This is a genomic window from Tabrizicola sp. (genome assembly GCF_041913445.1).
GTDB lineage: Bacteria > Pseudomonadota > Alphaproteobacteria > Rhodobacterales > Rhodobacteraceae > Tabrizicola.
This window is the reverse complement of record NZ_JAYSFG010000005.1, coordinates 17,576-38,766: the sequence shown is the minus strand read 5'-3', so window position 1 is coordinate 38,766 and position 21,191 is coordinate 17,576. Positions and strand designations below refer to the sequence as shown.

The following is a 21,191-nucleotide window of genomic DNA, read 5'->3' as shown; positions in this document are numbered from 1 at the left end:
GGGTGGGCCTGCTACACCTAGGGGCATGACGCTTCACACCCCCAAGATAACGGGCGCCCAGGGCCGTCCGGTGATCCGGCAACTGGACGAGGCCGCGATCAACCGTATTGCTGCGGGCGAGGTGGTGGAGCGCCCCGCGAGTGCCGTGAAGGAGCTGGTGGAGAACGCCCTGGACGCGGGCGCGAGCCGCATCCAGGTGGACATCGCGGATGGTGGCAAGACACTGATCCGGGTGACGGACGACGGCTGCGGCATGACGGCCGAGGACCTGCCGCTGGCCCTCTCGCGCCACGCCACGTCGAAGATCGACGGGTCGGATTTGCTGGACATCCGGTCCTTCGGCTTCCGGGGCGAGGCTTTGCCCTCCCTGGGAGCGGTGGGCCGTCTGACCATCACCTCCCGCGCCGAGGGTGAGGCCGCGCAGATCAGTTGCGAGGGAAGCCGCATGTCCCCCGTCCGCCCCGCCGCGCTGACGCGGGGCACAGTGGTGGAGCTGAAGGACCTCTTCTTCGCCACCCCAGCGCGGCTGAAATTCCTCCGCTCTGACCGGGCCGAGATGCAGGCGGTAACCGAGGTGATCCGTCGCCTGGCGATGGCCGAGCCGCAGGTGGGCTTCACGCTGCGCGACGTCACCGGAGGCGAGGCGCGGGTGCTGTTCCGGGCCGACCCGGCGAATGGGGACCTGTTCGATGCGCTGCAGTCCCGTCTGGCCAGCGTCATTGGCCGCGACTTCACCGACAATGCCCTGCGGATCGACGCGGAACGCGAGGGGCTGCGGCTGCAAGGCTATGCCGCGCTGCCGACCTATTCGCGCGGGTCCTCGGCCCAGCAATACCTCTTCGTCAACGGCCGCCCGGTGCTGGATCGGATGCTGTATGGAGCGCTGCGGGCGGCCTATTTCGACGTCCTCTCCCGCGACCGTCACCCGGCGGCGGTGCTGAACCTGATCGCCGACCCCCAGCGCGTCGACGTGAACGTCCACCCGGCCAAGGCCGAGGTCCGCTTCCGCGAACCCGACGCGGCGCGCAGCCTGATCATCACCGCGCTGAAATCGGCGCTGACCGGCGCAGGCCACCGCGCCTCCTCCACCGTCGGCGCGGCCACCTTGGACGCCTTCCGCCCCGAACCCGCGCGCGTCTACCAGATGGACCGCCCCAGCCCCGCCAGCTTTGCCCGCGCTTACGCTTTCCAGGCGCCCGAGGCCTTCTCCGGTTTCGCCGAGGCCCCCCAGGCCCCCGCCTTCGCGCCGCCCAGCGAGGAGAAGGCGCAGCCGCACGACGAGCACCCCCTTGGAGCCGCCCGCGCGCAGCTGCATGAAAACTACATCGTCGCCCAGACCGCCCGCGGCATCGTCATCGTCGACCAGCACGCCGCCCATGAACGCCTGGTCTACGAACGCCTGAAGCGCCAGATGACCGAGACCGGCATCCGCGCCCAGGCCCTTCTGATCCCCGAGATCGTCGACCTCTCCCCGACCGACGCCGCCCGGATCCTCGACGCCGCCCCCGCGCTGGCCGAGGTCGGCCTCACAATCGAGCCCTTCGGCGGGTCGGCCATCGCCATCCGCGAAACCCCCGCCGTCCTTGGCCCCGTCAACGGCGCGGCGCTGATCCGCGACATTCTCGACGAACTGGCCGACCAGGGCGACAGCCAGCTTGTCCGCGCGAAGATCGACGCGATCCTTTCCCGCATGGCCTGCCACGGCTCCGTCCGCTCCGGCCGCCAGATGCGGCCCGAGGAGATGAACGCGCTTCTGCGCGAGATGGAGGCGACGCCCTTGTCCGGCCAGTGCAACCACGGGCGGCCCACTTACGTGGAACTCAGCCTCCACGACATCGAACGCCTGTTCGGCCGCCGATGATCACGCTTTTCGGCCAGACCTATGCGTGGAACGACCCCGAGGTGCTCGTCCTCGGTGGCCTCGTCGCGGTGCTCCTCGGCTTCCTCGTCCTGATCCTGCGCACGGCAACGCGCTCCGCGTCCGCCGCAGAACCGCTCGCGCGGGAAGTGGCCTGGCTGTCGACCCGCATCCAGCAGATTGGTGATGGCCAGCAGCAACTGGCCGGGGGCCTGCATCACGTCTCCGAGGCCCAGGCCGTCAGCCAGACCGCGATGCTGCAGGTGATGGAACAGCGGCTCGCCGAGGTGCAGCGGCAGATGACCGAGGCGCTGCACGGCACCTCGACCCGCACCGCGCGGTCTCTGGGCGAGCTCCAGCAGCGGCTGGAGACGATCGACAAGGCGCAGGCCAATATCGAGAAGCTGTCGGGCAACGTCCTCAGCCTCCAGGACATCCTGTCGAACAAGCAGACCCGCGGGGCGTTCGGAGAAATCCAGTTGCATGACATCGTGCAGAAGGCGCTGCCGAAGGACGCGTACACGATGCAGGCGACCCTGACGAACGGCCGCCGCGCGGACTGCCTGATCCACCTGCCGAACCCGCCCGGCCCCATCGTCATCGACGCCAAGTTTCCGCTGGAGGCCTACGAGGCGCTGCGCCGTGCAGACTCGCCCCGCCTGCAGCAGGAAGCCGCCCAACTGATGCGCGCCGCGGTCCGTGCCCATATCCGGGCGATCAGCGAGAAATACATCCTGGAGGGCGAGACCGCCGATGGAGCGCTGATGTTCCTGCCCTCGGAAGCCGTCTACGCCGAGCTTCACGCCAACTTCCCCGACCTGGTGCGCGAGGGCTTCGCTGCCAAGGTCTGGATCGTCTCGCCCACCACCTGCATGGCGACGCTGAACACGATGCGGGCGGTCCTGAAGGACGCAAGGATGCGTGAACAGGCGGGGGCGATCCGCAAGGAGCTGTCGCTGCTCTATTCCGACGTCGAACGCCTTGGCGCGCGGGTCGAGAACCTGGACCGCCACTTCGGCCAGGCGGCTAAGGACATCGAGGAAATCAAGATCTCCTCCGACAAGGCGACGAAGCGGGCACGGCGCCTGGACAACTTCGACTTCGAGGAACTGGCGCCGGATACCCCGGCCAAGGTGATCGGGGCGGCGGAGTGATCCACCTGACGCCCGCCGATTACCGAAGCCAACCCTGGAAGAACGGGCGCGGCACGACGGTAGAGCTTCTGCATCTGGTCGATCCGGACAGCGGCGCGACCCTGCTGCGGCTTTCCCGCGCGTCGGTGGTCGAGGACGGTCCCTTCTCGCTGTTCCCCGGCATCGAGCGGAACCTGACCGTGTTGACCGGAAAAGGTTTCCGGTTGCTCGGTGACGGGCTGGACCTTCGTTGCGACCCGCTGGTGCCGGTGGCCTTCCCGGGTGACGTCGAGGTGCGGGCGACGGATACCAATGGCCAAGCCTCGGACGATTTCAACGTCATGACAGCCCGACATTTGCGGCGCCCCGAAATCACCGTGATGCGCGGGGGCCTTATGCCCCAGGGCGGGAAGCTGGCGCTTTACGCCCTAGGTTCCTGCCGGGTGAACGACGCACAGGTGGCGGAGGGCGACCTCCTATTAATGACTGAACCCGCCCACCTTTCGGGCGACGGGTCCATGATCGCAGTCCGGTATTTCGGCGTCTAGATCCGCAACAGCGGCTGCGCCAACCGGGGAAGCAGCCCGCGGAACCGCAGCGGAGCGTCCGTGGCCGCCAGGCAGATGCAATCCTCACCCGCCAGAGCGACCGGAGTGTGCTCCAGGTCCTCGTCCGCGATCTCGATGTCGCCCCGGCCAAAACGGTCGTTCTCGTCGGCAAAGGCGCCCTGAAGGACCAGGGTCAGCTCCATCCCCCGGTGGCCGTGGTCCGGCACCGCCGTTCCCGCCGGGATGAACAGAAGCCGCGCCGTGGCGTCCTTTCCGGTGGGCAGGATCGCCTGCTTCACCCCGCCGCCAACCTTGCGCCAGCGGACCGAGGACAGATCGCCGCCGATATAATCCGCCAGCGGCGCCGGGAAGATGCCGGCAGCGCGCAGCGGCTCGGAGCGGGTGGCCTGGGGCAGGCCCTCGATCCGGGCCAGGGCCTTGGCCAGGGCATCCTCGCCCATCGCGATCTCTTCGGCTTCCTCCAGAAGCGTGCCGCCCACCGCATCGTAGGACCCGGCCCGGGCCCGGCACTCGTCACACAGCGACACATGGGTCGCGACAACCAGGTTGAACGCCTCGGGCAGCTGACCGGCCGCGTAGGCCATCAGGAGCTGATCCGAAAGGTGGTGGCGTATCGTCATTTCTACTTCGTCCTTCAGCCCATCTGATGGCGCAGCTTTTCCAGCGCCAGCCGTATCCGCGATTTGATCGTCCCCAGGGGAAGCCCCGTCTCGGCTGCGATCTCGCTGTGCGAGAGGTCGCCGTAGAAGGCGCGTTCGATCAGTGTCCTCTGCGGTGCAGGCAACGCGGCCAACGCGCGCCCCAACCGTTCCGTCTCTTGCTGGGCTTCCATCACCTCGGCCTGGTCAGGCTCGGGCTCGGGACCCCAATCCAATTCCTCCGGCTCGGCCCGGCGCGCCTTCCGCAGCGCGTCGATCCGCCGGTTGCGGGCGATGGTATAGACCCAGGTCGCCACCGAGGCCCTCGCCGGGTCGAAGAGATGCGCCTTCTGCCAGAGCGTCGCCATGACGTCCTGCGCGCATTCCTCGGCCAGCGCGGCCCCGGCACCCGACTTCATCAGGAATGCCTTCACCCGTGGGGCGAAGTGCCGGAAGAGCTGCGCAAAGGCCGCCCGGTCCTGATGGTCGCGCACCCTCACCAGAAGGTCGGCCCAGTCTGTATCGTCCGTCGTCGCCAACGATCCGTCCTTCTTCCGGCGCATGCCGACCTTGACCGTGCCCGAAGGCTGCAGCAAGGCCTGCTCCGTCGTCGCGGCATCTCTGGCGTCAAGCATCATGTCGCTTCTACGCCTTCAACCCGAGAATGGATCATTTTTCAGCGAACTGGAGCGCCCCGGCAACAAGTCAAGACTTCCTGTCAACTTGGTTTGACAGATTTCCCAAGACAGGCGCGTATAGGGAACCTGACAGGAAACTTTCTTCGCCCCGGTCCCGTAGTTTCCGTCGAAGGGTGATCCGATCGGGCCCCGGCTGCGTAACCGTGTAAAATCAATCAAGGAAGTCCGCGTAAATGCCCTTCGAACAGTTCGGCCCCACCCCGCGTCGCATCGCCGTGATCGGAGGGGGGATTTCCGGCATGGCCGCCGCCCATCTTCTGGCCGACCGGAACGCGGTGGTCCTGTTCGAAGCCGAGCCGCGCCTGGGCGGCCATGCCCGCACCGTGATCGCGGGCAAGCGCAAGGACCAGCCGGTCGATACGGGCTTCATCGTCTTCAATCACGTGAACTACCCGCATCTCGTGCGCCTCTTCGACAAGCTGGGCGTGCCCACCACCGAAAGCTCCATGTCCTTCGGCGCTTCGATCCGCGGCGGCGCGGTGGAATACGGGCTTGCCTCGATGGACACGGTCTTCGCCCAGCGCAAGAATGCGCTGAACCCGCGCTTCCTGCGGATGCTGACCGACATCCTGCACTTCAACCGCAATGCCGAGGCCGTGGCCAACGACCCCGCCATGACGATCCGCGAACTGCTGGACCGTCTCGGCACCGGGCCGTGGTTCCGCGACCACTACATCACCCCCTTCTCGGGCGCGATCTGGTCCACGCCCACGGCGGGCATCCTCGACTTCCCGGCCCAGGCCCTGGTGCGCTTCTTCCGCAACCACGCGCTGATGGATTATGAGGGCCAGCACCAGTGGTACACGGTGAAGGGCGGTTCCATCGAATACGTCTGCCGCCTGCAGGCCGCGATGACCGCCCAGGGCGTCGACATCCGCACCGCCACCCCGATCGCCTCGGTCCGGCGTGAGGCCGGTTCGGTCTTCGTCCGCGCCGACGGCTGCGAGCCAGAGCTTTTCGACGACGTGGTCTTCGCCACCCATTCCGACATCACCTTGCGGCTTCTCGCCGACGGCACGCCCGAGGAGACGGGCGCGCTCTCCGCCATCCGCTACCAGCCGAACGAGGCGATCCTGCACTCTGACGCCTCGCTGATGCCGAAGTCGCGCAAGGTCTGGTCCTCCTGGTCCTATGTCGAGCCGAAGTCCGGCCCCGGCGACCGCATCGACCTGACCTACTGGATGAACTCGCTGCAGCCGATCCCGCAGGACGACCCGCTGTTCGTCACCCTGAACACCAACCGGCCGATCCGCGAAGAGCTGATCCACGACGTCAACACCTTCCACCACCCGGTCTTCGACGTCGCCGCCCTGGCCGCGCAGGACCGGATCCGCGCGATGAACGGCAGTCGCAACACCTGGTTCTGCGGCGCCTGGATGAGGAACGGCTTCCACGAGGACGGCTTCGCCTCGGCTGTGGACGTCGTCGAGGCGATGGCCGAGCGTCACTCCCTCCGGTTGGTGGCATGACCCTTCAGCCAGATAGCCAGGTCCAGCGCATCCCGGCCGAGACCTTCCACGGCCGCAAGGGCGCGGTGAAGAACGCCTTCCGCTATTCGGTGGACTACCTGCTTCTGGATCCCTCGAAGGCCGAGGGGCCGGCCCTCTTCTCGCGCAACGCCCGCAACCTGATGTCGGTCCACGACGCCGACCACGGCGGCGCCCCCGGGCAGGGCAGCGGCGTCCAATGGGCGCGCGAGGTGCTGAGCGGCCACGACCTCGCCCACGATCGCGTCCTCCTCCTCGCCCAGCCGCGCCTCCTCGGCCATGTGTTCAACCCGGTCAGCTTCTGGCTGTCCTACGATCACCTGGGCCACCTGCGCGCCGTCATCGCCGAGGTGACGAACACCTACGGCGACCGCCATTCCTACCTCTGCCACCGCGAGGACCGGGCCCCCATCACGCGCGAGGACACGATCCAGGCGCAGAAGATCTTCCACGTCTCGCCCTTCCAGCCCGTCGCCGGGACCTACACCTTCCGCTTCGACATCCGCGAGGGCCGCATCGGCATCTGGATCGACTACACCACCCCCGGCGGCGGCCTTTTCACCAACCTGATCGGCCCGCGCCAACCGCTGACCAACGCGGGCATCCTCGCCTCCGCCCTCCGCCGCCCCTTCGGCTCCCGCCGGGTCCTGGCGCTGATCCATTGGCAGGCGCTGAAGCTCTGGCTGAAGCGCGTGAAGTTCAACCACCGCCCCACGCCCCCCGCCGAAGACATCTCGCGATGATCCGGCCCCCCCGGCCCCCAGCCTTTCATCTTTGCGCAAATATCCCCGCCGGAGGCTTCTCCGCTTCCCCAAGCCGCACGCCGTTCATGCTGGCCCAAATATCCCCGCCGGAGGCGCCCCGAGCGGTTCTGCGTCCTTCACGCAGAACCGCGAGACAAGAGGCTTGCGCGGAACGCGCTCAATTCGATAGCCGCCGATGACCACCCGTCTTCCCGCCTGGTCCCTGTTTGCCGCCCTGATCGCGATGGCGGGCCTGCCGATCTACATCCACGCGCCGAAGTTCTACGTCGACCAGTACGGCACCAGCCTGGCCGCCATGGGCCTGACGCTGGCCGCCCTCCGCCTGATCGACGTGGTGCAGGACCCGCTCCTCGGCTGGCTGGCCGAAGCCACCCGACCGATCCGCCGGGCAACCATCGCCATCGCCACCAGCCTAATGGCGGGCTCGCTCTACGCCCTCTTCGCCATCGCTCCGCCGATCCCGCCGCTCCTCTGGTTCGCCCTCACCCTCACCGTCCTGTTCTCTGCCTTTTCCTACCTCACCATCTGCTTCTACGCCGAGGGCGTGACCAAGGCGCAGACCCTCGGGCCAGAGGGCCACATCCGCCTCGCCGGCTGGCGCGAGGGCGGATCGCTCCTCGGCGTCTGCCTCGCCGCCACCGCCCCTGTCGCCCTCGCCCCGCTCACCGCCCAGCCTTTCACCACCTTCGCCCTGATCTTCGCCGCCGTGGCCCTGATCGCCACCCTCGCCATGCGCCGCGAATGGCAGGGCACCCCAGCGGAACCCACGGCCCACCCCTGGGACCTCTTCCGCCCTGCTCTGGCCGACCCGCTGGCGCGTCGTCTGCTCCTCATCGCGCTTCTCAACGCCTCGCCCGTCGCGGTCACCTCCACCCTCTTCCTCTTCTTCGTCGAAAGCCGCCTCCAACTCCCCGGCTGGGAAGGCCCGCTCCTCCTTCTCTTCTTCCTCGCCGCCGCCGCCTCGACGCCGCTCTGGTCCGTCCTCGCCCGCAAGCATGGCCCGAAACCCGTCCTCCTGACGGCGATGATCCTGGCCATCGCGAGCTTCCTCTGGACCCTCACTCTCGGGACCGGAGACCTCATCCCCTTCGCCATGATCTGCGCCGCGTCCGGCGCCGCGCTGGGGGCTGACCTCACCCTGCTGCCGGCGATCTTCGCCCAGCGCCTGGCCCAGACCGGCACGCCCGAGGCAGCGGCCTTCGGGCTTTGGTCCTTCGTGTCGAAACTGTCCCTGGCGCTTGCCGCGCTGACCATCCTGCCGGCACTGCAGGCCGCGGGGTTCCAGCCGGGGGCCACGAACACGGAACCGGCGCTGAAAATGCTGACATTGATCTACGCGGGCCTGCCTTGCGTATTGAAGGTGACCGCCATCGTGCTTCTCGCCCGGACACCGCTGACCATGCCCCTCAAGGATGCCACCCGATGACCTCGATCCTCTCCGCCCTCGCCGGGGCGCTGATCGTCCTCATCCTGATCGCGCTCCGCATCCGCTTCGCCTCGTTCGGCGCGCAGGACCCCTCCGACTATGCCGGTCGCGGGCCGGACTTCGACCTGCGCCGCCACCTTTCGGGGCCACTGACTTGCGAGGGCGTGATCTTCGGGCCGACGGGACGGGTGACCTCGCGGTTCGTGGCGGACATGGAAGGCACCTGGACCGGCACCACCGGCACCCTGGCCGAGGTCTTCCGCTATGACAGCGGCACCGTCCAGAACCGCGCCTGGACCCTGGCGCTTGGGGCCGACGGCGACATCACCGCCACGGCGGCCGACGTGGAGGGCGTCGGGAAGGGGCGCGTCCTGGGACCCGGCGTCATGCTGCGTTACCGCATCCGCCTCACGCCCGAGGCGGGCGGGCATGTGCTGGATGTCACCGACTGGATGTACCTGGTCGAGAACGGCACGATCATCAACCGTTCGCAGTTCCGCAAGTTCGGGATCAAGGTGGCTGAACTTGTCGCCACGATCCGCCCCGCCGAAGCCCAGGCCCGCCAACTGGCCGCCGCCGAATGAGGGATTTCGCGTGAGAAGTTTTCGGGGCAAGCGCTACTGGCTGGTCGGCGCGTCCGAGGGCCTGGGCCTGGCACTGGCGCACAAGCTCAGCGCCGCCGGGGCCGAGCTGGTCCTGTCGGCCCGCAACCGCGAGTCGCTGGAGAAGGCCGCGGCGACCCTCCCCGGCCCCGCCACGGTCCTGCCCGTCGATGTGAGCGACAGCGACAGCGTCCGCGCCGCCGCCGCCGAACTGCCCGAGCTTGACGGGATGGTCTTCCTCGCCGGCGTCTACTGGCCCATGCGGGCGCAGGACTGGAACGGACCCCAAGCCGAGGCGATGGCCGACATCAACTTCACCGGTGCCGTCCGCGTCGTGGGCGCGGCTCTTCCCGCGATGGTCGCGAAGAACAAGGGCCATATCGTCATCACCGGCTCGCTGTCCGGTTTCCGCGGGCTGCCCGGGGCCATCGGCTATGCCGCTGCGAAGGCCGGGACGATGGTGCTGGCGGAATCGCTCTACGCCGACCTCAGGAAAACCGGCGTTACCGTTCAGTTGGCCAACCCCGGTTTCATCCGCACCCGCCTTACGGCGAAAAACGATTTCACCATGCCCTTCATCATGGAACCCGAAGCCGCCGCCGACATCATGTTCCGACACATGCAGTCGGGCCGCTTCAAGATCAGCTTCCCCACCGTCTTCAGCTGGCTCTTCCGCGGCGGAAACTTCCTGCCCGATGCGCTTTACTATCGGATCTTCCCGCCGAAGTGAGACCCAAGGTAGGGTGGGCGATCCGCCCACCCTACGCTTCAGAACGACATCACCGCCGCCCCCGCCTTGACCTCGGCGTGCATCGCGCTCGCCCCCTGGATCACCACCCCGTCCAACAGGTCCTCCGGCCCATACCCCCGCGCCTTGACGCAGGGCGGGCAGGCCCAGACCACGCCACCCCGCCCCATGAAATCCGCGATCAGCGCCGCGAGCGGGTCCAAGGGTGGCACATGCGTCATCGCCTGCCCGCCCTTCCGGACCAGGTCCACCGCGTTCGAGGTCAGGAACACGCTGACCTTCAACCCCGCCGTGATCCCGCCATTCGCGATGGTAAACCCGACCGAAGACAATTCCGACGCGATCCCGTTCGTCATCACCACCACAAGCTTGTCGCAGACGTCCGCCATGATACCCTCCATTGCCTGAGGCCCCATCCTTCCCCAATCGAAGGCCCCCGTCTTTGGCCGCGCCGCCGAAAAGCTTGACCGATCCGCCAGAGCCTTCGTGGCTGCTGGACGAAGCGCTGCGCCGGATCCGCATCTCGGGCTCGTTGCAATACTGCTTCATGCCGCAGGGCGACTGGACCACCGACGCCACCCCCGCGCCGTGGAGGCCGAAGGACGCCATCGGTTTCCACATCGTCGCCGCCGGCCCCTGCTGGGTCGACCTCCACGGCCGAAGGACCACCCTCGAAACCGGCGACATCGCCGCCTTCCCCTTCGGCACACCGCACCTTTTGGGCGGAGGCGCGGGGGGCCGGATCCTCGACCCCGGCGGCGACCTTCCCGCCCAACCCTGGCCAGCGACGCCCACCCTCCACTACCCGGCCGCCGGGACCCAGGTCCGTATCCTTTGCGGCTATGTCCAGTGCCAGGCCACGGGCTTTGCCCCGTTCCGCGCCGCGCTGCCAGAGTTCATCCATATCCGGACCTCCGGGCAGGAGGACTGGCTTGCGGGGACCATCGCCCAGATCGTGACCGAGGTCGACCAGCCCCAACCCGGCGGCGGCCCGATCCTGGAACGGCTGACCGAAGTGGCCTTCCTGGAAATCCTCCGCCGTCAGTTCGGGACGCCCGCGCCGAAAGGCTGGCTCGCTGCGATCCTCGACCCCACGCTCTCGCGCGCGCTTCTTGCGCTGCATGATGACCCGGCCCGCGACTGGACCCTTCCGGCGCTTGCGGCCCAGGCCGGAACTTCGCGCTCGGCCCTGACCGCGCGCTTTGCCGAGCTTCTGGACACCTCGCCGATGCGTTACCTGCGCGACTGGCGGCTTTACCTTGCCGCCGAGGCGCTGGCCTCTTCGACCGGCCCGATCATCTTGATCGCGACCAAGGCCGGTTACGGCACCGAGGCCGCCTTCACCCGCGCATTTTCAAGGACCTTCCACTGTCCGCCGGCCGAATGGCGCCGGCGGAAAGGAGGTCGCTGACGACACGCGCCCGTCCCCAGTCCGGGCGCGCATCGTCAGACGGACAGGTCAGCCGTGCTTGACCATCACGTGGCGAACCACCGTGTAGTCCTCCAGCGCATAGGCCGACATGTCCTTGCCGTAGCCGGATTGCTTCAACCCGCCGTGCGGCATCTCGTTCGTCAGCATGAAATGGGTGTTGATCCAGGTGCAGCCGTAGCGCAGCCGCGCCGCCGTCGCCATCGCGCGGCCCACGTCCTTGGTCCAGACGGAGGAGGCCAACCCGTAGTCGCTGTCGTTGGCCCAGGTCACCGCGTCTTCCACGTCCGAGAACGGCGTGACCGAGACGACCGGCCCGAAGACCTCGCGCCGGACGATCTCGTCGTCTTGCTTGGCCCCGGCGACGACGGTGGGCTTGTAGTAGAAGCCCTGGTCCATCGCCTCGCCGCCCGTGGTGATCTGGACGTGGTTCAGCTCACGCGCGCGGTTGACGAAGCTGGCAACGCGGTCGCGCTGGCGCTGGCTGATCAGCGGACCGATTTCATTGGTGGCGTCGTCCTCCGCCCCCAGAACGATGGACGACGCCGCCGAGGTGAGGTCCGCGACAAGGTTGTCGTAGATCTTCTTCCCGGCATAGACCCGGCAGGCGGCGGTGCAATCCTGCCCGGCATTGTAGAAGCTGAAGGCGCGGAGGCCTTCGACCACGGCATCCACGTCGGCGTCGTCGAAGACCACGACCGGGGCCTTGCCGCCCAGTTCCAGATGGGTGCGCTTCACGGTCTTGGCGGCGGCGTCCAGCATCTTCTTCCCCGTCGCCACGTCTCCGGTGAGGGAGATCATGTCCACCTGCGGATGGTTGATCAGGTAGCTGCCGACCGTCTGCCCGCGCCCTGCGATGACGTTCACCACGCCCTCGGGCAGCACGTCGGCCAGGATCTGCGCCAGCTTCAGCGCGGTGAGCGGCGTCTGCTCGGACGGCTTGAAGACCACCGTGTTGCCCCCGCCGATGGCCGGCCCCAGCTTCCAGGCCATCATCATCAGCGGGTAGTTCCACGGCGCAATCGAGGCCACCACGCCCACCGGATCGCGGCGGATCATCGAGGTATGGCCCGACAGGTATTCCCCCGCCACCGTCCCCGTCATGCAGCGGACCGCACCCGCAAAGTAGCGGAAGCAGTCCACGATGGCCGGGATCTCGTCATTCCGCGCCGCGTTGATCGGCTTGCCGCAGTTCAGCGCTTCCAACTGGGCGAAGGCATCCGCCTCGGCCTCGATCCGGTCGGCGATGGTCAGAAGCGCCGCCGAGCGTTCCGCCGGGGTCGTCCGCGACCAGCCCTCGAAGGCCTTCCGCGCCGCGGCCACCGCCCGGTCGACCTGCGCGGTCGAGGCTTCGGGCAGTTCCAGGATCAGCCCGCCCGTGCGCGGGTTGAGGATATGCTCGGCGGCCTCCTGCCCGGCCTCGAAGGCGGACCCGATCAGGAACTTGGTCTGGATGGTCATGGGTATTCCTCCGTTATTTGCCCATGCCGGCGGTCTCGGACCCGCCGCGGGTGAGGTAGTAGGCGATGAGGATCGGCACGAAGGTGGCGGCGAAGACCACGATGGCGACGACATTGGTGACGGGGCGCTGGCGCGGGCGGACAAGCTCGTTCAGCATCCAGATCGGCAGGGTGGATTGCTGGCCCGCCGTGAAGGTGGTGACGATGACCTCGTCGAACGACAGGGCAAAGGCAAGCATCCCGCCGGCCAGAAGCGCCGAGCCGAGGTTCGGCAGCAGGACATAGCGGAAGGTCTGGAAGCTGTTCGCGCCAAGGTCGGCGCTGGCCTCCAGAATCCCGCCCGACAGCCGCCGCATCCGGGCGATGGCGTTGTTGTAGACGATGACGATGCAGAAGGTCGCGTGGCCCAGGACGATGGTCCAGGTGCTGAACGGGATGTCCATGATCCCGAAGGCGGATCGCAGCGACATGCCGGTGATGACCCCGGGCAGCGCGATGGGGAGAAGGATCAGAAGGCTGACCTGGTCACGCCCGAAGAAGCTTGCCCGCGCCATCGCGGCGGCGGCGAGTGTGCCCAGGATCATCGCCATCACGGTCGAGATGGCCGCGACCTGCAGGGACAGCCAGAGCGGCGGCCAGATGTCCTCGCGGTTCCAGGCGACGGCGAACCATTCGGTCGTGTAGCCCGGCGGCGGGAAGGCGTAGCTGCGTTCCTCGGTCGTGAAGGCGTAGAGGAAGATGAGAAGGATCGGCAGGTGAAGGAACAGCAATCCCCCCAGCGCCGCAAGTTTCAGACCCCAGGAGGCTTCAGAGCGCATCGAAAGCCCCCGCGCGTTTGGCCAGCGACAGGTAGACCAGCATGATCAGGATCGGCACCACGGCGAAGGCGGCGGCAAGCGGAGTGTTCCCGGCGGTGCCCTGCAGCTGGTAGACGGTGAGGCCGATGAAGCGCGACGAGTCCCCCACGATCTGCGGGATGATGTAGTCGCCCAAGGTCAGCGAGAAGGTGAAGATCGACCCGGCAATCACGCCCGGCAGGGCCAGGGGCAGGATCACCGTGCGGAAGGTCTGGCTTTGCGTGGCACCGAGGTCGGCCGAGGCCTCCAGCATCGAATTCGGCACGCGTTCCAGCGCCGCCTGCATCGGCAGGATCATGTATGGAAGCCAGATATAGACGAAGACGAGGAAGGTCCCGAAGGGCGAGGTGGACAGCGACGAGCCCTCCAGCCCCGGGATCGACAGGATGCCGTCGATGATGAAGCTGGTCCCGGTGCTCTCCGCGGCCCAGCCCAGGATGCCCTCCTTGGCCAGGATCAGCTTCCAGGCATAGACCTTGACCAGGTAGGACGACCACAGGGGCAGCATGACGCCAAGGTAGAAGGCGGCTTTCCACGGGCCTTTGGCATAGCGGGCCGCGTAGTAGGCGATCGGAAAGGCGAGGATCGCGCAGGCCAGCGTGACCGCCGTCGCCATCAACACGGTCCGCAGGATGATGTCCAGGTTCTGCGCCCGGAAGAGCTCGGCGTAGGTCTTGAGCGTGAACTCCTCCTTCACCACGCCCGAGAACTCGTCGATCGAGTAGAAGGACTGGAGGAGGAGGGCGAAAAGCGAACCCAGGTAGACCACGCCCAGCCAGAGCAAGGGCGGGGTGATAAGGAGGAGAAGCAGGAGCTTCGGTTTCCGCCAGAAGACACCGGTGAGCCGGTCGGCCGCGCCCTTTGCGGGCAGGATCGCGGGGGCGGTCATGTCTGCGCCCCCTGACCGGCAAAATTCTTGAAGGAAGAATTTTGGGCGCCCGGTCCTGCGACGTGGCGCGGATGGGCGGCGTTGGAGCCTCCGGCGGGGATATTTGCTGCAAAGATGAAAGGTAGGGTCTCGGCCCCTTTCATCTTTGCCCAAATATCCCGGGGTTTGACATCTGCCCCGCCATTGGTTCGAGTGGCAGATGTCATGGCCCGAAGGGCGAGGGGGCGGCGCCCCCTGCGACGGTGGATCCGGGCGGCACGCATCAGGTGACCCCCATCAGGTGCAGCGCCGAAGGATCGAAGGCGATGGCGGTCGTGGTGCCTTCGGCCGGGACGGGCTGGCCAGCGGGGACAAGGGCGGCGATCTCGGTCTCGCCGGTGCGGATTACCACGCGGGTCCCCGAGCCAAGGTAGCGCAGCGCGGTGACGGTGCCGCTGACCGGGCCAGTCGCGGCAAGGCGCGTGACCTCCGGGCGGAGTGACGCCCATTGCGCCGGGCCGCCCAAGGCGCGGGTCAGGTCGGGGGGCAGTACGTTGGAGGAGCCGACGAAATCGGCCACGAATCTGGTGGCAGGGCGGTCGTAGATGTCCTGCGGGGTGCCGATCTGGGCAATCTTCCCCTCGTTGAAGACGGCCAGGCTGTCGGCCATCGACAGGGCCTCGTGCTGGTCATGGGTCACGAAGACGAAGGTCAGGCCCAGCTTGTGCTGCAGCGCCTTGAGTTCGTCCTGCATCGCCTCGCGCAGTTTCAGGTCCAGCGCGCCAAGGGGTTCGTCCAGCAGGAGCACGCGCGGCCGGTTCACCAGCGCCCGGGCCAGCGCAACCCGCTGCCGCTGCCCGCCTGACAGCTGCGCCGGCTTCCGGTCGCCGTAGCCGTCAAGCTTGACCAGCGCCAGCATCTCCTCGGCCTGGGCATAGCGCGCCGCGCGGCCCACGCCCTTGACCATCAACCCGTAGGCCACGTTGTCGCGCACGTTCAGATGCGGGAACAGCGCATAGTCCTGGAACACCGTGTTCACGTTGCGCAGATGCGGGGGCGTGTTCGACACGTCCTCGCCGAAGATGCGGATCTGCCCGCCCGTGGGCTTCTCGAACCCCGAGATCAGCCGCAGGCAGGTGGTCTTGCCCGACCCGGACGGCCCCAGCATCGCGAAGAAGGATCCTTCGGCGATGGTCAGGTCCACGGCATCGACGGCCTTCACCGGGCCGAAATGGCGAGAGACGTTCTGGAACTCGACAGCTGAAGTCATGGAAGATCCGTAGGGTGCGCGACGGCGCACCACTGGCAAGGGGAAGTAGGGTGGGCGATGCGCCCACCCTGGCTTGAAGGATCAGCGTCCGCCGATCACGCCGATGTAGTCCGAGACCCAGCGGTAGTAGGGCACGCAGGCGCCGTCGCCCTGGCTGCAGTTCGACACCGGAGTGGTCCAGAACCGGATCTTCTCGAAGTCGTCCATCCCGTTCGCGGTGCAGCTTTCCGCCGTCGACATGCCGCGCCCGTCGGTGCAGGCCGCGGGAACCGAGGGGTTCGCGCCGAACCAGACCGCAAGGTCGGACTGCAGGTTGGACGACAGCGTATGCTCCATCCACAGGTAGCTGCAGTTCGGATTCGCCGCGTCGACATGCATCATCGTCGTGTCGGCCCAGCCCGTCGCGCCTTCCTGCGGGATCACGCTGGCGATCGGCAGGCCTTCCGACTGCAGCAGGTTGCGCTGGAACGGCCAGGAGCCCGAGGCGACCACGCCCTCGTTCTTGAAGTCGTCGATCTGGATGAAGGCGTCGTGCCAGTAGCGGCTGACCAGCTCGCGCTGTTGCCGCAGCAGGTCAAGCGCGGCCTTGTACTGTTCCTCGTTCAGCTCGTAGGGCGAGGTGATCTTCAGTTCCGGCTTGTGGAACATCAGGTATTGCGCAGCGTCGGCGATGTGGATCGGGCCGTCATAGGCCTGCACCCGGCCCTTGTTCGACTGGCCGTCGGGAAGGGTCATCTCTTCGAACACCACGTTCCACGAGGTCGGCGGCTCCTTGAACACTTCGGTGTTGTACATCAGCACGTTCGGCCCCCACATGTAGGGCACGCCGTAGTGGACGCCGTCGACCGTGTGCCAGGGCGCGGACTTCAGGCGTTCGTCCACGGTGGACCAGGACGGGATCAGGTCGGTGTTGATCGGCTGGACCCGGTCCCCTGCCACCAGCCGCAGCGAGGCATCACCCGATGCGGTCACCAGGTCGAACCCGCCCTCGTTCATCAGCGCCACCATCTCGTCCGAGGTGTTGGCGGTCTTCACGTTGACCTTGCAGCCCGAGGCCGCCTCGAACTTGGTGACCCAGTCGAATTCCTTCATGGTTTCGCCACGCTCGATGTAGCCCGGCCAGGCGACGATGTTCACCTGGCCCTCCGGCGCGCCGATTTCGGTCACCTGGGCGAGGACCGGGCTGATCCCGGTCATCAGGGCAAGCGTTGTGGTTCCCAAGAGCTTGAGGCGATTCATGGCAGACTCCCGTTGTTGTGTCTCTGGCATGGATGCAGAGGGTCCGTTCCAGCGGACTTGCCGAGAGCCTATGGTGCCCCTGTACTTTCGCAATAACAAAAAACTGAAGCTAACTATCGGTTTTCCCGATGGCTCAAATTTTGCCATGACGTCGACATAGAGCTATAGCAGATTGTCTGGGGGACAGGATGCATTCGGGAAAGCGGCTCGATTGATGGTTCATATGGTGATGATCGCGCCCGCTCCGGTGGTCGTGGAGGGGAAGCGCCTGCTTCTTGACGTAAAGTTCGTCGAAGGCATGCGCATCCAGCAGGCGCACTGGCCAAGCCGGATCAAGTGCGTTCTGCGCCGCGGCGCGGGCGGCATCCCGTTCGGTCGGCTCTATGACCGGTACGAGCTTCCCTTTGACCTTGGATCCCGCCGAGGAGATCGGACCGCAGCACCTGCAGGGGGCCGGCCTTGTCTATGCCGGCGGCGACGACTTTCACTGCCTCAAGCTGCCCGATTATTTGCAGCCTGGGCAGAAGATAGTCTATGTTATTGAATATACGCCGGAAACCAGACAGCAGATCCTGAACCTCGATCGCGACCGGGGGATGGTTGGCCGCCTGAAGGGGCACATCTGGCTCATGAAGCAGGAACGCTTGCGGCAACGCGCGTTCCGGGCGGCGCACGGCCTGCAGTCGAACGGCTATCCGGCGCATGACGTCTACGCGCATATGTGCACAGACACCCTGCTCTACCTCGATGGGCGCATGACGCCCGACCTTTTCGCCACCGAGGCAGAGATGGCCGCGCGCGAGGCTCACCTGTCGGCTGGAGGTCCGCTTCGACTGGTCTTTTCGGGCCGGTTGGAGGCGATGAAGGGCGCGCAGGACCTGATTCCAGTGGCCCGCAGGCTTTCGAAGCGGGGCGTCGATTTCACTCTGGACATCTTCGGGACCGGCTCATTGCAGGCGGAAGTCGCTGAAGGAATAGGCAGCCTGCCAGAGCCGCGTCGGGTTCGCCTGCATGGAGCGGTGGATTTCGAGACCGAGCTTGTGCCGTTCACCCGGCAACAGGCGGACCTTTTCCTGGGCTGTCACCGACAGTCGGACCCGTCCTGCACCTATATCGAAGCGATGGGCTGTGGGGTGTCGGTGGCAAGTTATGGCAACCGCATGTGGCAGAGGCTGAACGGCGAGTCGCAGGGAGGCTGGGACACGCCCCTCGGCAAGCCAGAGCTGCTGGCGGACCGGATCGCCGAGGTGGCACAGGATCGGGCCGAGCTTGCCCGGCACAGCCGCAATGCCTGGACGTTTTCCCGCCGTCACGGCTTCTTGCCAGAGTTCCGCCGCCGGATGGAACATCTTGCCCGGATCGCAGGTGTCGCGTTGCCGGAGGCCACCTAGCTGGGCCTCACCACCGCCGTGCTTTGCGCCGAGCGGATGAAGTTCGACGCAGGTCCGGTCAGTGGCGCGCCCTTGCGCCAGGCAAGGCCAACCTGGACCGTGGGCAGGTCGCCCGAGACATCCCGGATCTCGATCCGGTCGCCTTCCAGGGACCAGGGCCGGTAGACGAGGCTCGGCAGAATCGCGAGGCCCGCGCCGGTTGCGACCAGGCTGCGCACCGCCTCGACGCTGCGGGTGCGGAAGGCGATCTGCGGCTTCACGGGCAGGGCGGCGGTCAGGCGGCGGGTGGATTCCTCGATCTCGTCCACCATCAGCTGGATCATCGGCGTCCCTGCCAGTTCCTCGAGCGCGATGCTTTCCTGCTGCGCCAGAGGATGACCCAGCGGCAGCCACAGCCGGTAGGGCGACACCAGCAGCGTCTCGACGTTCAGCGCCATCCGGTCATGGACCGACGAGGTCAGAAGCACCGCCACGTCCAGCTCGCCCCCGATCAGCAGGTGCTGAAGATAGTCGCCGCTGTCCTCGATCACGTTCAGCTCGACCTGCGGATAGGCGCGGCGGTAACGCTGCAGGATGTCGGACAGCACGTAGCCCGCGACGAGGCTGGTCACGCCCAGCGACAGCCGGCCGCGCGCGGTCTCGGCTTCGGCCTGGAAGGTGCTACGGGCATTCGCCACGTCCGCAAGGATCTGCCGGGCGTGCCGCAGGAAGGCCGAGCCCTTGTGCGTGGGCAGGATCCCGCGGGCCTGCCTGTCGAACAGGACGACGCCAAGGTCGTCCTCCAGCCCGCGGATCGCCTCGGTGACCGAGGACTGGCTGATCGAAAGGGCGCGTGCGGCCCCGGAGACCGACCCGGCCTCGGCGGCGGCGACGAAGAACTGAAGCTGGCGCAGAGTGAAAGCCATGACGTCTCGCGTGGGCGGCCCGCCCGGGGGCCTGGTTGCGCAGTCTGCGGATTCGTGCGCGCAGGGCAAGCGTGCAATCGGGGAGATTGCCACCCCGCACGACGCATGGTGATCTGTGCGGATGAAGATGGAGGCGCGGATGTGGTGGGCGATGGTGGCCGTGGCACTGGGCGGTGCCGCGATTGCGGTGCAGGCTCCGATCAACGCGGCGCTGGGCCGTGGCTTGGGCGGGCCGGTTCCGGCTGCGGCGGTGTCCTTCGGGGTGGGGTTCCTGGTCCTGATGGCGATTTCCTTGCTGCAAGGCAACGGAAGTGCCTACCTGCGCCTGACCTCGGTCCCGGTCTGGACACTTCTGGGCGGCCTGCTTGGGGCCTGGTATGTCTTCACGGCGGTCTGGGGCGTGTCGTCCCTGGGCGTGGTGACGCTGGTAGCGGCGCTGGTCTTCGGCCAGATGGCCGCCGCGCTGGTCATCGACGCGACAGGCGCGCTTGGCATGGCGGTCCGTGAAATCACGCCGAGCCGTCTGGCCGCCGCCGGTCTGGTCGGCGCGGGCCTGCTTCTGTCCCGGCTCTAGGGCGTCCAGCGCCCCGAGGCGTCCACCCGCCAGGGCAGGGCCACCGCCGGGGGTGGATCGCCGTCCTGCCAGAAGCAAAGCCTCAGGTGGTCGGGCGCGTCGCCCTCGGCCACCAGCGCCCAGTCCATGTGGAAGCCGTCGATCAACAGGCCCTCTGCGTAGAAGGCGATCTCCTCGGCTTCCAGCGCTTCCGAAGGCGAGGCGTCCCACCCGTCGGGCCCGCCCCAGAACACCAGCCCCTCGATGTCGCGGTGCTTCCGTGCGATCTTCGCCAGGGGGGCCAGGAACTGCTCGATGGGCGAGGTCTCCTTCGTCATCCGCGCAGCTCCGCCACCAGGGCCGGGGTCGCCTCGGCCACCAGTACCTCGTAGGCGGCCAGCCGGTCCGGCGTGAAATGCCCCGCCTCGGCCAGCAGGTTCACCGTTCCCAGCACCCGACCTCCGTCGACCACCGGGACATTGATGCAGGACCCCAGCCCCAGCGAGACGATGAGCGCGTGGTCGAAGAAATACTTCGCGAACTCTGGCGGAGTGTTGGCGACAAAGGTCCGTTGGCCCCGGACGGTATGGTCGTACCAGCCGTCCTTCTCCATCGGCTTGATCCCCGACACCGGGTACTCCACCGGATGCGAGGTATAGAGCCTGCGCGCCAGGCCGGCCTCTTCGTCGACGGTGGTCACGGTGAAGAGCCGCGTGCCAAGGGCGGCGCAGCGGGCGTGAAGGTCGGAAAATGCGGTCAATCGGTCCTCGCTTTGCGCCGGATCAAGGCGCGTGGAACGGATCCGTCCATTCTCGGACCCTGATACCGACTGTCAATCCTGCGAGGCCCCATGCAATACGAAGTCCAAGCCCGCCGCCTGGATGCAACCGGAAGCCTGGCAACCAGCCACGGCGCCGAAATCCGCCTTGCCACCGACATGGAGGGGCGCAAGGACGCGCTGAACCCGGTGGAGCTTCTTCTTTCCGCTCTGGCCGCCTGCATGATCAAGGGGGCCGAGCGGGTCTGCCCGACGTTGAAGTTCCAGCTGGACGGGATGAGGATCGCCCTTCAGGCCGACCGCCAGGACAGCCCGCCAAAGCTGACCGCGATCAGGTACGACATCGTGGTCGCCACGACCGAGTCCGATGCGAGGCTGGACCTTCTGCACCGCAACATCCTGAAATACGGCACGATTTCCAACACGCTGGCAGCCGCCGTCCCCATGACCGGGACCCTCCGGCGGGCGTGAAGCGCCGGAGTTTTTGAAAACTCCGGACCGATTTCTTCGAAGAAATC

Annotated in this window: 23 protein-coding genes; 12 read left to right on the top strand and 11 right to left on the bottom strand. The window is 67.1% G+C overall.

Annotated elements, in window-relative coordinates; translation table 11 throughout:
• Positions 1-25: 25 nt before the first annotated feature.
• The 3 genes from mutL to ACE3Q6_RS07820 are packed head-to-tail and all read left to right on the top strand — an operon-like array spanning position 26 to position 3,539.
• A complete protein-coding gene (gene mutL / locus ACE3Q6_RS07830) occupies positions 26-1,861 on the top strand; it encodes a DNA mismatch repair endonuclease MutL (RefSeq protein WP_374430577.1) in 1,836 nt (611 codons plus the stop codon).
• Positions 1,858-3,012, top strand: coding sequence for a DNA recombination protein RmuC (locus ACE3Q6_RS07825; protein ID WP_374430575.1), 1,155 nt, complete (start codon positions 1,858-1,860; stop codon positions 3,010-3,012). The genes mutL and ACE3Q6_RS07825 overlap by 4 nt, the downstream gene beginning before the upstream one ends.
• Positions 3,009-3,539, top strand: coding sequence for a HutD family protein (locus ACE3Q6_RS07820; RefSeq protein ID WP_374430572.1), 531 nt, complete (start codon positions 3,009-3,011; stop codon positions 3,537-3,539). The genes ACE3Q6_RS07825 and ACE3Q6_RS07820 overlap by 4 nt, the downstream gene beginning before the upstream one ends.
• Here ACE3Q6_RS07820 and ACE3Q6_RS07815 read toward each other — a convergent pair.
• Both ACE3Q6_RS07815 and ACE3Q6_RS07810 read right to left on the bottom strand, forming a co-directional pair.
• Complete coding sequence (locus ACE3Q6_RS07815) at positions 3,536-4,180, bottom strand: ChrR family anti-sigma-E factor (protein ID WP_374430566.1); 645 nt, start codon at positions 4,178-4,180, stop codon at positions 3,536-3,538. The genes ACE3Q6_RS07820 and ACE3Q6_RS07815 overlap by 4 nt on opposite strands.
• A 14-nt stretch (positions 4,181-4,194) precedes the next feature.
• Positions 4,195-4,761: a sigma-70 family RNA polymerase sigma factor gene (locus ACE3Q6_RS07810; RefSeq protein ID WP_374431064.1), complete on the bottom strand. Its 567-nt coding sequence runs from the start codon at positions 4,759-4,761 to the stop codon at positions 4,195-4,197.
• 308 nt (positions 4,762-5,069) lie between these two features.
• Here ACE3Q6_RS07810 and ACE3Q6_RS07805 point away from each other — a divergent pair, with 308 nt between their 5' ends.
• The 5 genes from ACE3Q6_RS07805 to ACE3Q6_RS07785 all read left to right on the top strand — a co-directional run bounded on the left by ACE3Q6_RS07805 (position 5,070) and on the right by ACE3Q6_RS07785 (position 9,905).
• The gene (locus ACE3Q6_RS07805; protein ID WP_374430564.1) at positions 5,070-6,365 is read left to right on the top strand and encodes an NAD(P)/FAD-dependent oxidoreductase; all 1,296 of its coding nucleotides are present in this window, start codon (positions 5,070-5,072) and stop codon (positions 6,363-6,365) included.
• Positions 6,362-7,126 (top strand): DUF1365 domain-containing protein, encoded by a 765-nt coding sequence (locus ACE3Q6_RS07800; protein ID WP_374430562.1) that lies wholly within the window; start codon positions 6,362-6,364, stop codon positions 7,124-7,126. Before ACE3Q6_RS07805 ends, ACE3Q6_RS07800 begins: the two co-directional genes overlap by 4 nt.
• A 196-nt stretch (positions 7,127-7,322) precedes the next feature.
• Complete coding sequence (locus tag ACE3Q6_RS07795) at positions 7,323-8,573, top strand: MFS transporter (protein WP_374430558.1); 1,251 nt, start codon at positions 7,323-7,325, stop codon at positions 8,571-8,573.
• On the top strand, positions 8,570-9,157 hold the full coding sequence (locus ACE3Q6_RS07790; protein WP_374430552.1) for a DUF3833 family protein: 588 nt from the start codon (positions 8,570-8,572) through the stop codon (positions 9,155-9,157). Before ACE3Q6_RS07795 ends, ACE3Q6_RS07790 begins: the two co-directional genes overlap by 4 nt.
• Positions 9,158-9,167: 10 nt before the next feature.
• Positions 9,168-9,905 (top strand): SDR family NAD(P)-dependent oxidoreductase, encoded by a 738-nt coding sequence (locus tag ACE3Q6_RS07785; RefSeq protein ID WP_374430547.1) that lies wholly within the window; start codon positions 9,168-9,170, stop codon positions 9,903-9,905.
• A 38-nt stretch (positions 9,906-9,943) separates the two neighbouring features.
• On the opposite strand, the gene ACE3Q6_RS07780 is transcribed toward ACE3Q6_RS07785, so the two are convergent.
• A complete protein-coding gene (locus ACE3Q6_RS07780) occupies positions 9,944-10,312 on the bottom strand; it encodes a DsrE family protein (RefSeq protein ID WP_374430544.1) in 369 nt (122 codons plus the stop codon).
• Between the two features lie 74 nt (positions 10,313-10,386).
• Between ACE3Q6_RS07780 and ACE3Q6_RS07775 the strand changes: the two genes are divergently transcribed.
• Complete coding sequence (locus ACE3Q6_RS07775) at positions 10,387-11,334, top strand: AraC family transcriptional regulator (RefSeq protein WP_374430532.1); 948 nt, start codon at positions 10,387-10,389, stop codon at positions 11,332-11,334.
• 48 nt (positions 11,335-11,382) lie between these two features.
• Here the strand turns inward: ACE3Q6_RS07775 and ACE3Q6_RS07770 are convergent, their stop codons facing one another.
• From ACE3Q6_RS07770 to ACE3Q6_RS07750, 5 genes are all read right to left on the bottom strand, one after another.
• Complete coding sequence (locus ACE3Q6_RS07770; protein WP_374431061.1) at positions 11,383-12,807, bottom strand: gamma-aminobutyraldehyde dehydrogenase; 1,425 nt, start codon at positions 12,805-12,807, stop codon at positions 11,383-11,385.
• Between the two features lie 19 nt (positions 12,808-12,826).
• Positions 12,827-13,630, bottom strand: a complete 804-nt coding sequence (locus ACE3Q6_RS07765; protein ID WP_374430528.1) for an ABC transporter permease — start codon at positions 13,628-13,630, stop codon at positions 12,827-12,829.
• Positions 13,620-14,558 carry an ABC transporter permease gene (locus ACE3Q6_RS07760; RefSeq protein WP_374430522.1) on the bottom strand — a complete coding sequence of 313 codons (939 nt, stop codon included), beginning with the start codon at positions 14,556-14,558 and terminating at the stop codon, positions 13,620-13,622. Before ACE3Q6_RS07760 ends, ACE3Q6_RS07765 begins: the two co-directional genes overlap by 11 nt.
• Positions 14,559-14,820: 262 nt before the next feature.
• Positions 14,821-15,807, bottom strand: a complete 987-nt coding sequence (locus ACE3Q6_RS07755; protein WP_374430499.1) for an ABC transporter ATP-binding protein — start codon at positions 15,805-15,807, stop codon at positions 14,821-14,823.
• 81 nt (positions 15,808-15,888) lie between these two features.
• Positions 15,889-17,046 (bottom strand): ABC transporter substrate-binding protein, encoded by a 1,158-nt coding sequence (locus ACE3Q6_RS07750; RefSeq protein ID WP_374430496.1) that lies wholly within the window; start codon positions 17,044-17,046, stop codon positions 15,889-15,891.
• 404 nt (positions 17,047-17,450) lie between these two features.
• Between ACE3Q6_RS07750 and ACE3Q6_RS07745 the strand changes: the two genes are divergently transcribed.
• Positions 17,451-18,437 carry a glycosyltransferase gene (locus tag ACE3Q6_RS07745; RefSeq protein ID WP_374430494.1) on the top strand — a complete coding sequence of 329 codons (987 nt, stop codon included), beginning with the start codon at positions 17,451-17,453 and terminating at the stop codon, positions 18,435-18,437.
• Here the strand turns inward: ACE3Q6_RS07745 and ACE3Q6_RS07740 are convergent.
• A complete protein-coding gene (locus ACE3Q6_RS07740; RefSeq protein WP_374430492.1) occupies positions 18,434-19,342 on the bottom strand; it encodes a LysR family transcriptional regulator in 909 nt (302 codons plus the stop codon). The genes ACE3Q6_RS07745 and ACE3Q6_RS07740 overlap by 4 nt on opposite strands.
• A 121-nt stretch (positions 19,343-19,463) precedes the next feature.
• Between ACE3Q6_RS07740 and ACE3Q6_RS07735 the strand changes: the two genes are divergently transcribed.
• Entirely contained in the window at positions 19,464-19,916 is a 453-nt protein-coding gene (locus ACE3Q6_RS07735) for a DMT family transporter (protein WP_374430490.1), read from the top strand.
• Here ACE3Q6_RS07735 and ACE3Q6_RS07730 read toward each other — a convergent pair.
• The gene (locus ACE3Q6_RS07730; protein ID WP_374430487.1) at positions 19,913-20,233 is read right to left on the bottom strand and encodes a hypothetical protein; all 321 of its coding nucleotides are present in this window, start codon (positions 20,231-20,233) and stop codon (positions 19,913-19,915) included. The genes ACE3Q6_RS07735 and ACE3Q6_RS07730 overlap by 4 nt on opposite strands.
• Positions 20,230-20,655, bottom strand: a complete 426-nt coding sequence (locus tag ACE3Q6_RS07725) for a GAF domain-containing protein (protein ID WP_374430485.1) — start codon at positions 20,653-20,655, stop codon at positions 20,230-20,232. The genes ACE3Q6_RS07730 and ACE3Q6_RS07725 overlap by 4 nt, the downstream gene beginning before the upstream one ends.
• A gap of 90 nt (positions 20,656-20,745) precedes the next feature.
• On the opposite strand from ACE3Q6_RS07725, the gene ACE3Q6_RS07720 reads away from it, so the two are divergent.
• A complete protein-coding gene (locus ACE3Q6_RS07720) occupies positions 20,746-21,144 on the top strand; it encodes an OsmC family protein (protein WP_374430483.1) in 399 nt (132 codons plus the stop codon).
• Positions 21,145-21,191 lie beyond the last annotated feature (47 nt).

Excerpts from the sequence above, each read along its gene's own strand:
- ACE3Q6_RS07765 (WP_374430528.1), bottom strand. The coding sequence starts at position 13,630 with ATGCGCTCTGAAGCCTCCTGGGGTCTGAAACTTGCGGCGCTGGGGGGA.
- ACE3Q6_RS07800 (WP_374430562.1), top strand. The coding sequence starts at position 6,362 with ATGACCCTTCAGCCAGATAGCCAGGTCCAGCGCATCCCGGCCGAGACC.
- ACE3Q6_RS07780 (WP_374430544.1), bottom strand. The coding sequence starts at position 10,312 with ATGGCGGACGTCTGCGACAAGCTTGTGGTGGTGATGACGAACGGGATC.
- mutL (WP_374430577.1), top strand. The coding sequence starts at position 26 with ATGACGCTTCACACCCCCAAGATAACGGGCGCCCAGGGCCGTCCGGTG.
- ACE3Q6_RS07730 (WP_374430487.1), bottom strand. The coding sequence starts at position 20,233 with ATGACGAAGGAGACCTCGCCCATCGAGCAGTTCCTGGCCCCCCTGGCG.
- ACE3Q6_RS07795 (WP_374430558.1), top strand. The coding sequence starts at position 7,323 with ATGACCACCCGTCTTCCCGCCTGGTCCCTGTTTGCCGCCCTGATCGCG.
- ACE3Q6_RS07805 (WP_374430564.1), top strand. The coding sequence starts at position 5,070 with ATGCCCTTCGAACAGTTCGGCCCCACCCCGCGTCGCATCGCCGTGATC.
- ACE3Q6_RS07815 (WP_374430566.1), bottom strand. The coding sequence starts at position 4,180 with ATGACGATACGCCACCACCTTTCGGATCAGCTCCTGATGGCCTACGCG.
- ACE3Q6_RS07755 (WP_374430499.1), bottom strand. The coding sequence starts at position 15,807 with ATGACTTCAGCTGTCGAGTTCCAGAACGTCTCTCGCCATTTCGGCCCG.
- ACE3Q6_RS07740 (WP_374430492.1), bottom strand. The coding sequence starts at position 19,342 with ATGGCTTTCACTCTGCGCCAGCTTCAGTTCTTCGTCGCCGCCGCCGAG.
- ACE3Q6_RS07735 (WP_374430490.1), top strand. The coding sequence starts at position 19,464 with ATGAAGATGGAGGCGCGGATGTGGTGGGCGATGGTGGCCGTGGCACTG.
- ACE3Q6_RS07760 (WP_374430522.1), bottom strand. The coding sequence starts at position 14,558 with ATGACCGCCCCCGCGATCCTGCCCGCAAAGGGCGCGGCCGACCGGCTC.
- ACE3Q6_RS07750 (WP_374430496.1), bottom strand. The coding sequence starts at position 17,046 with ATGAATCGCCTCAAGCTCTTGGGAACCACAACGCTTGCCCTGATGACC.
- ACE3Q6_RS07825 (WP_374430575.1), top strand. The coding sequence starts at position 1,858 with ATGATCACGCTTTTCGGCCAGACCTATGCGTGGAACGACCCCGAGGTG.
- ACE3Q6_RS07810 (WP_374431064.1), bottom strand. The coding sequence starts at position 4,761 with ATGCGCCGGAAGAAGGACGGATCGTTGGCGACGACGGACGATACAGAC.
- ACE3Q6_RS07790 (WP_374430552.1), top strand. The coding sequence starts at position 8,570 with ATGACCTCGATCCTCTCCGCCCTCGCCGGGGCGCTGATCGTCCTCATC.
- ACE3Q6_RS07720 (WP_374430483.1), top strand. The coding sequence starts at position 20,746 with ATGCAATACGAAGTCCAAGCCCGCCGCCTGGATGCAACCGGAAGCCTG.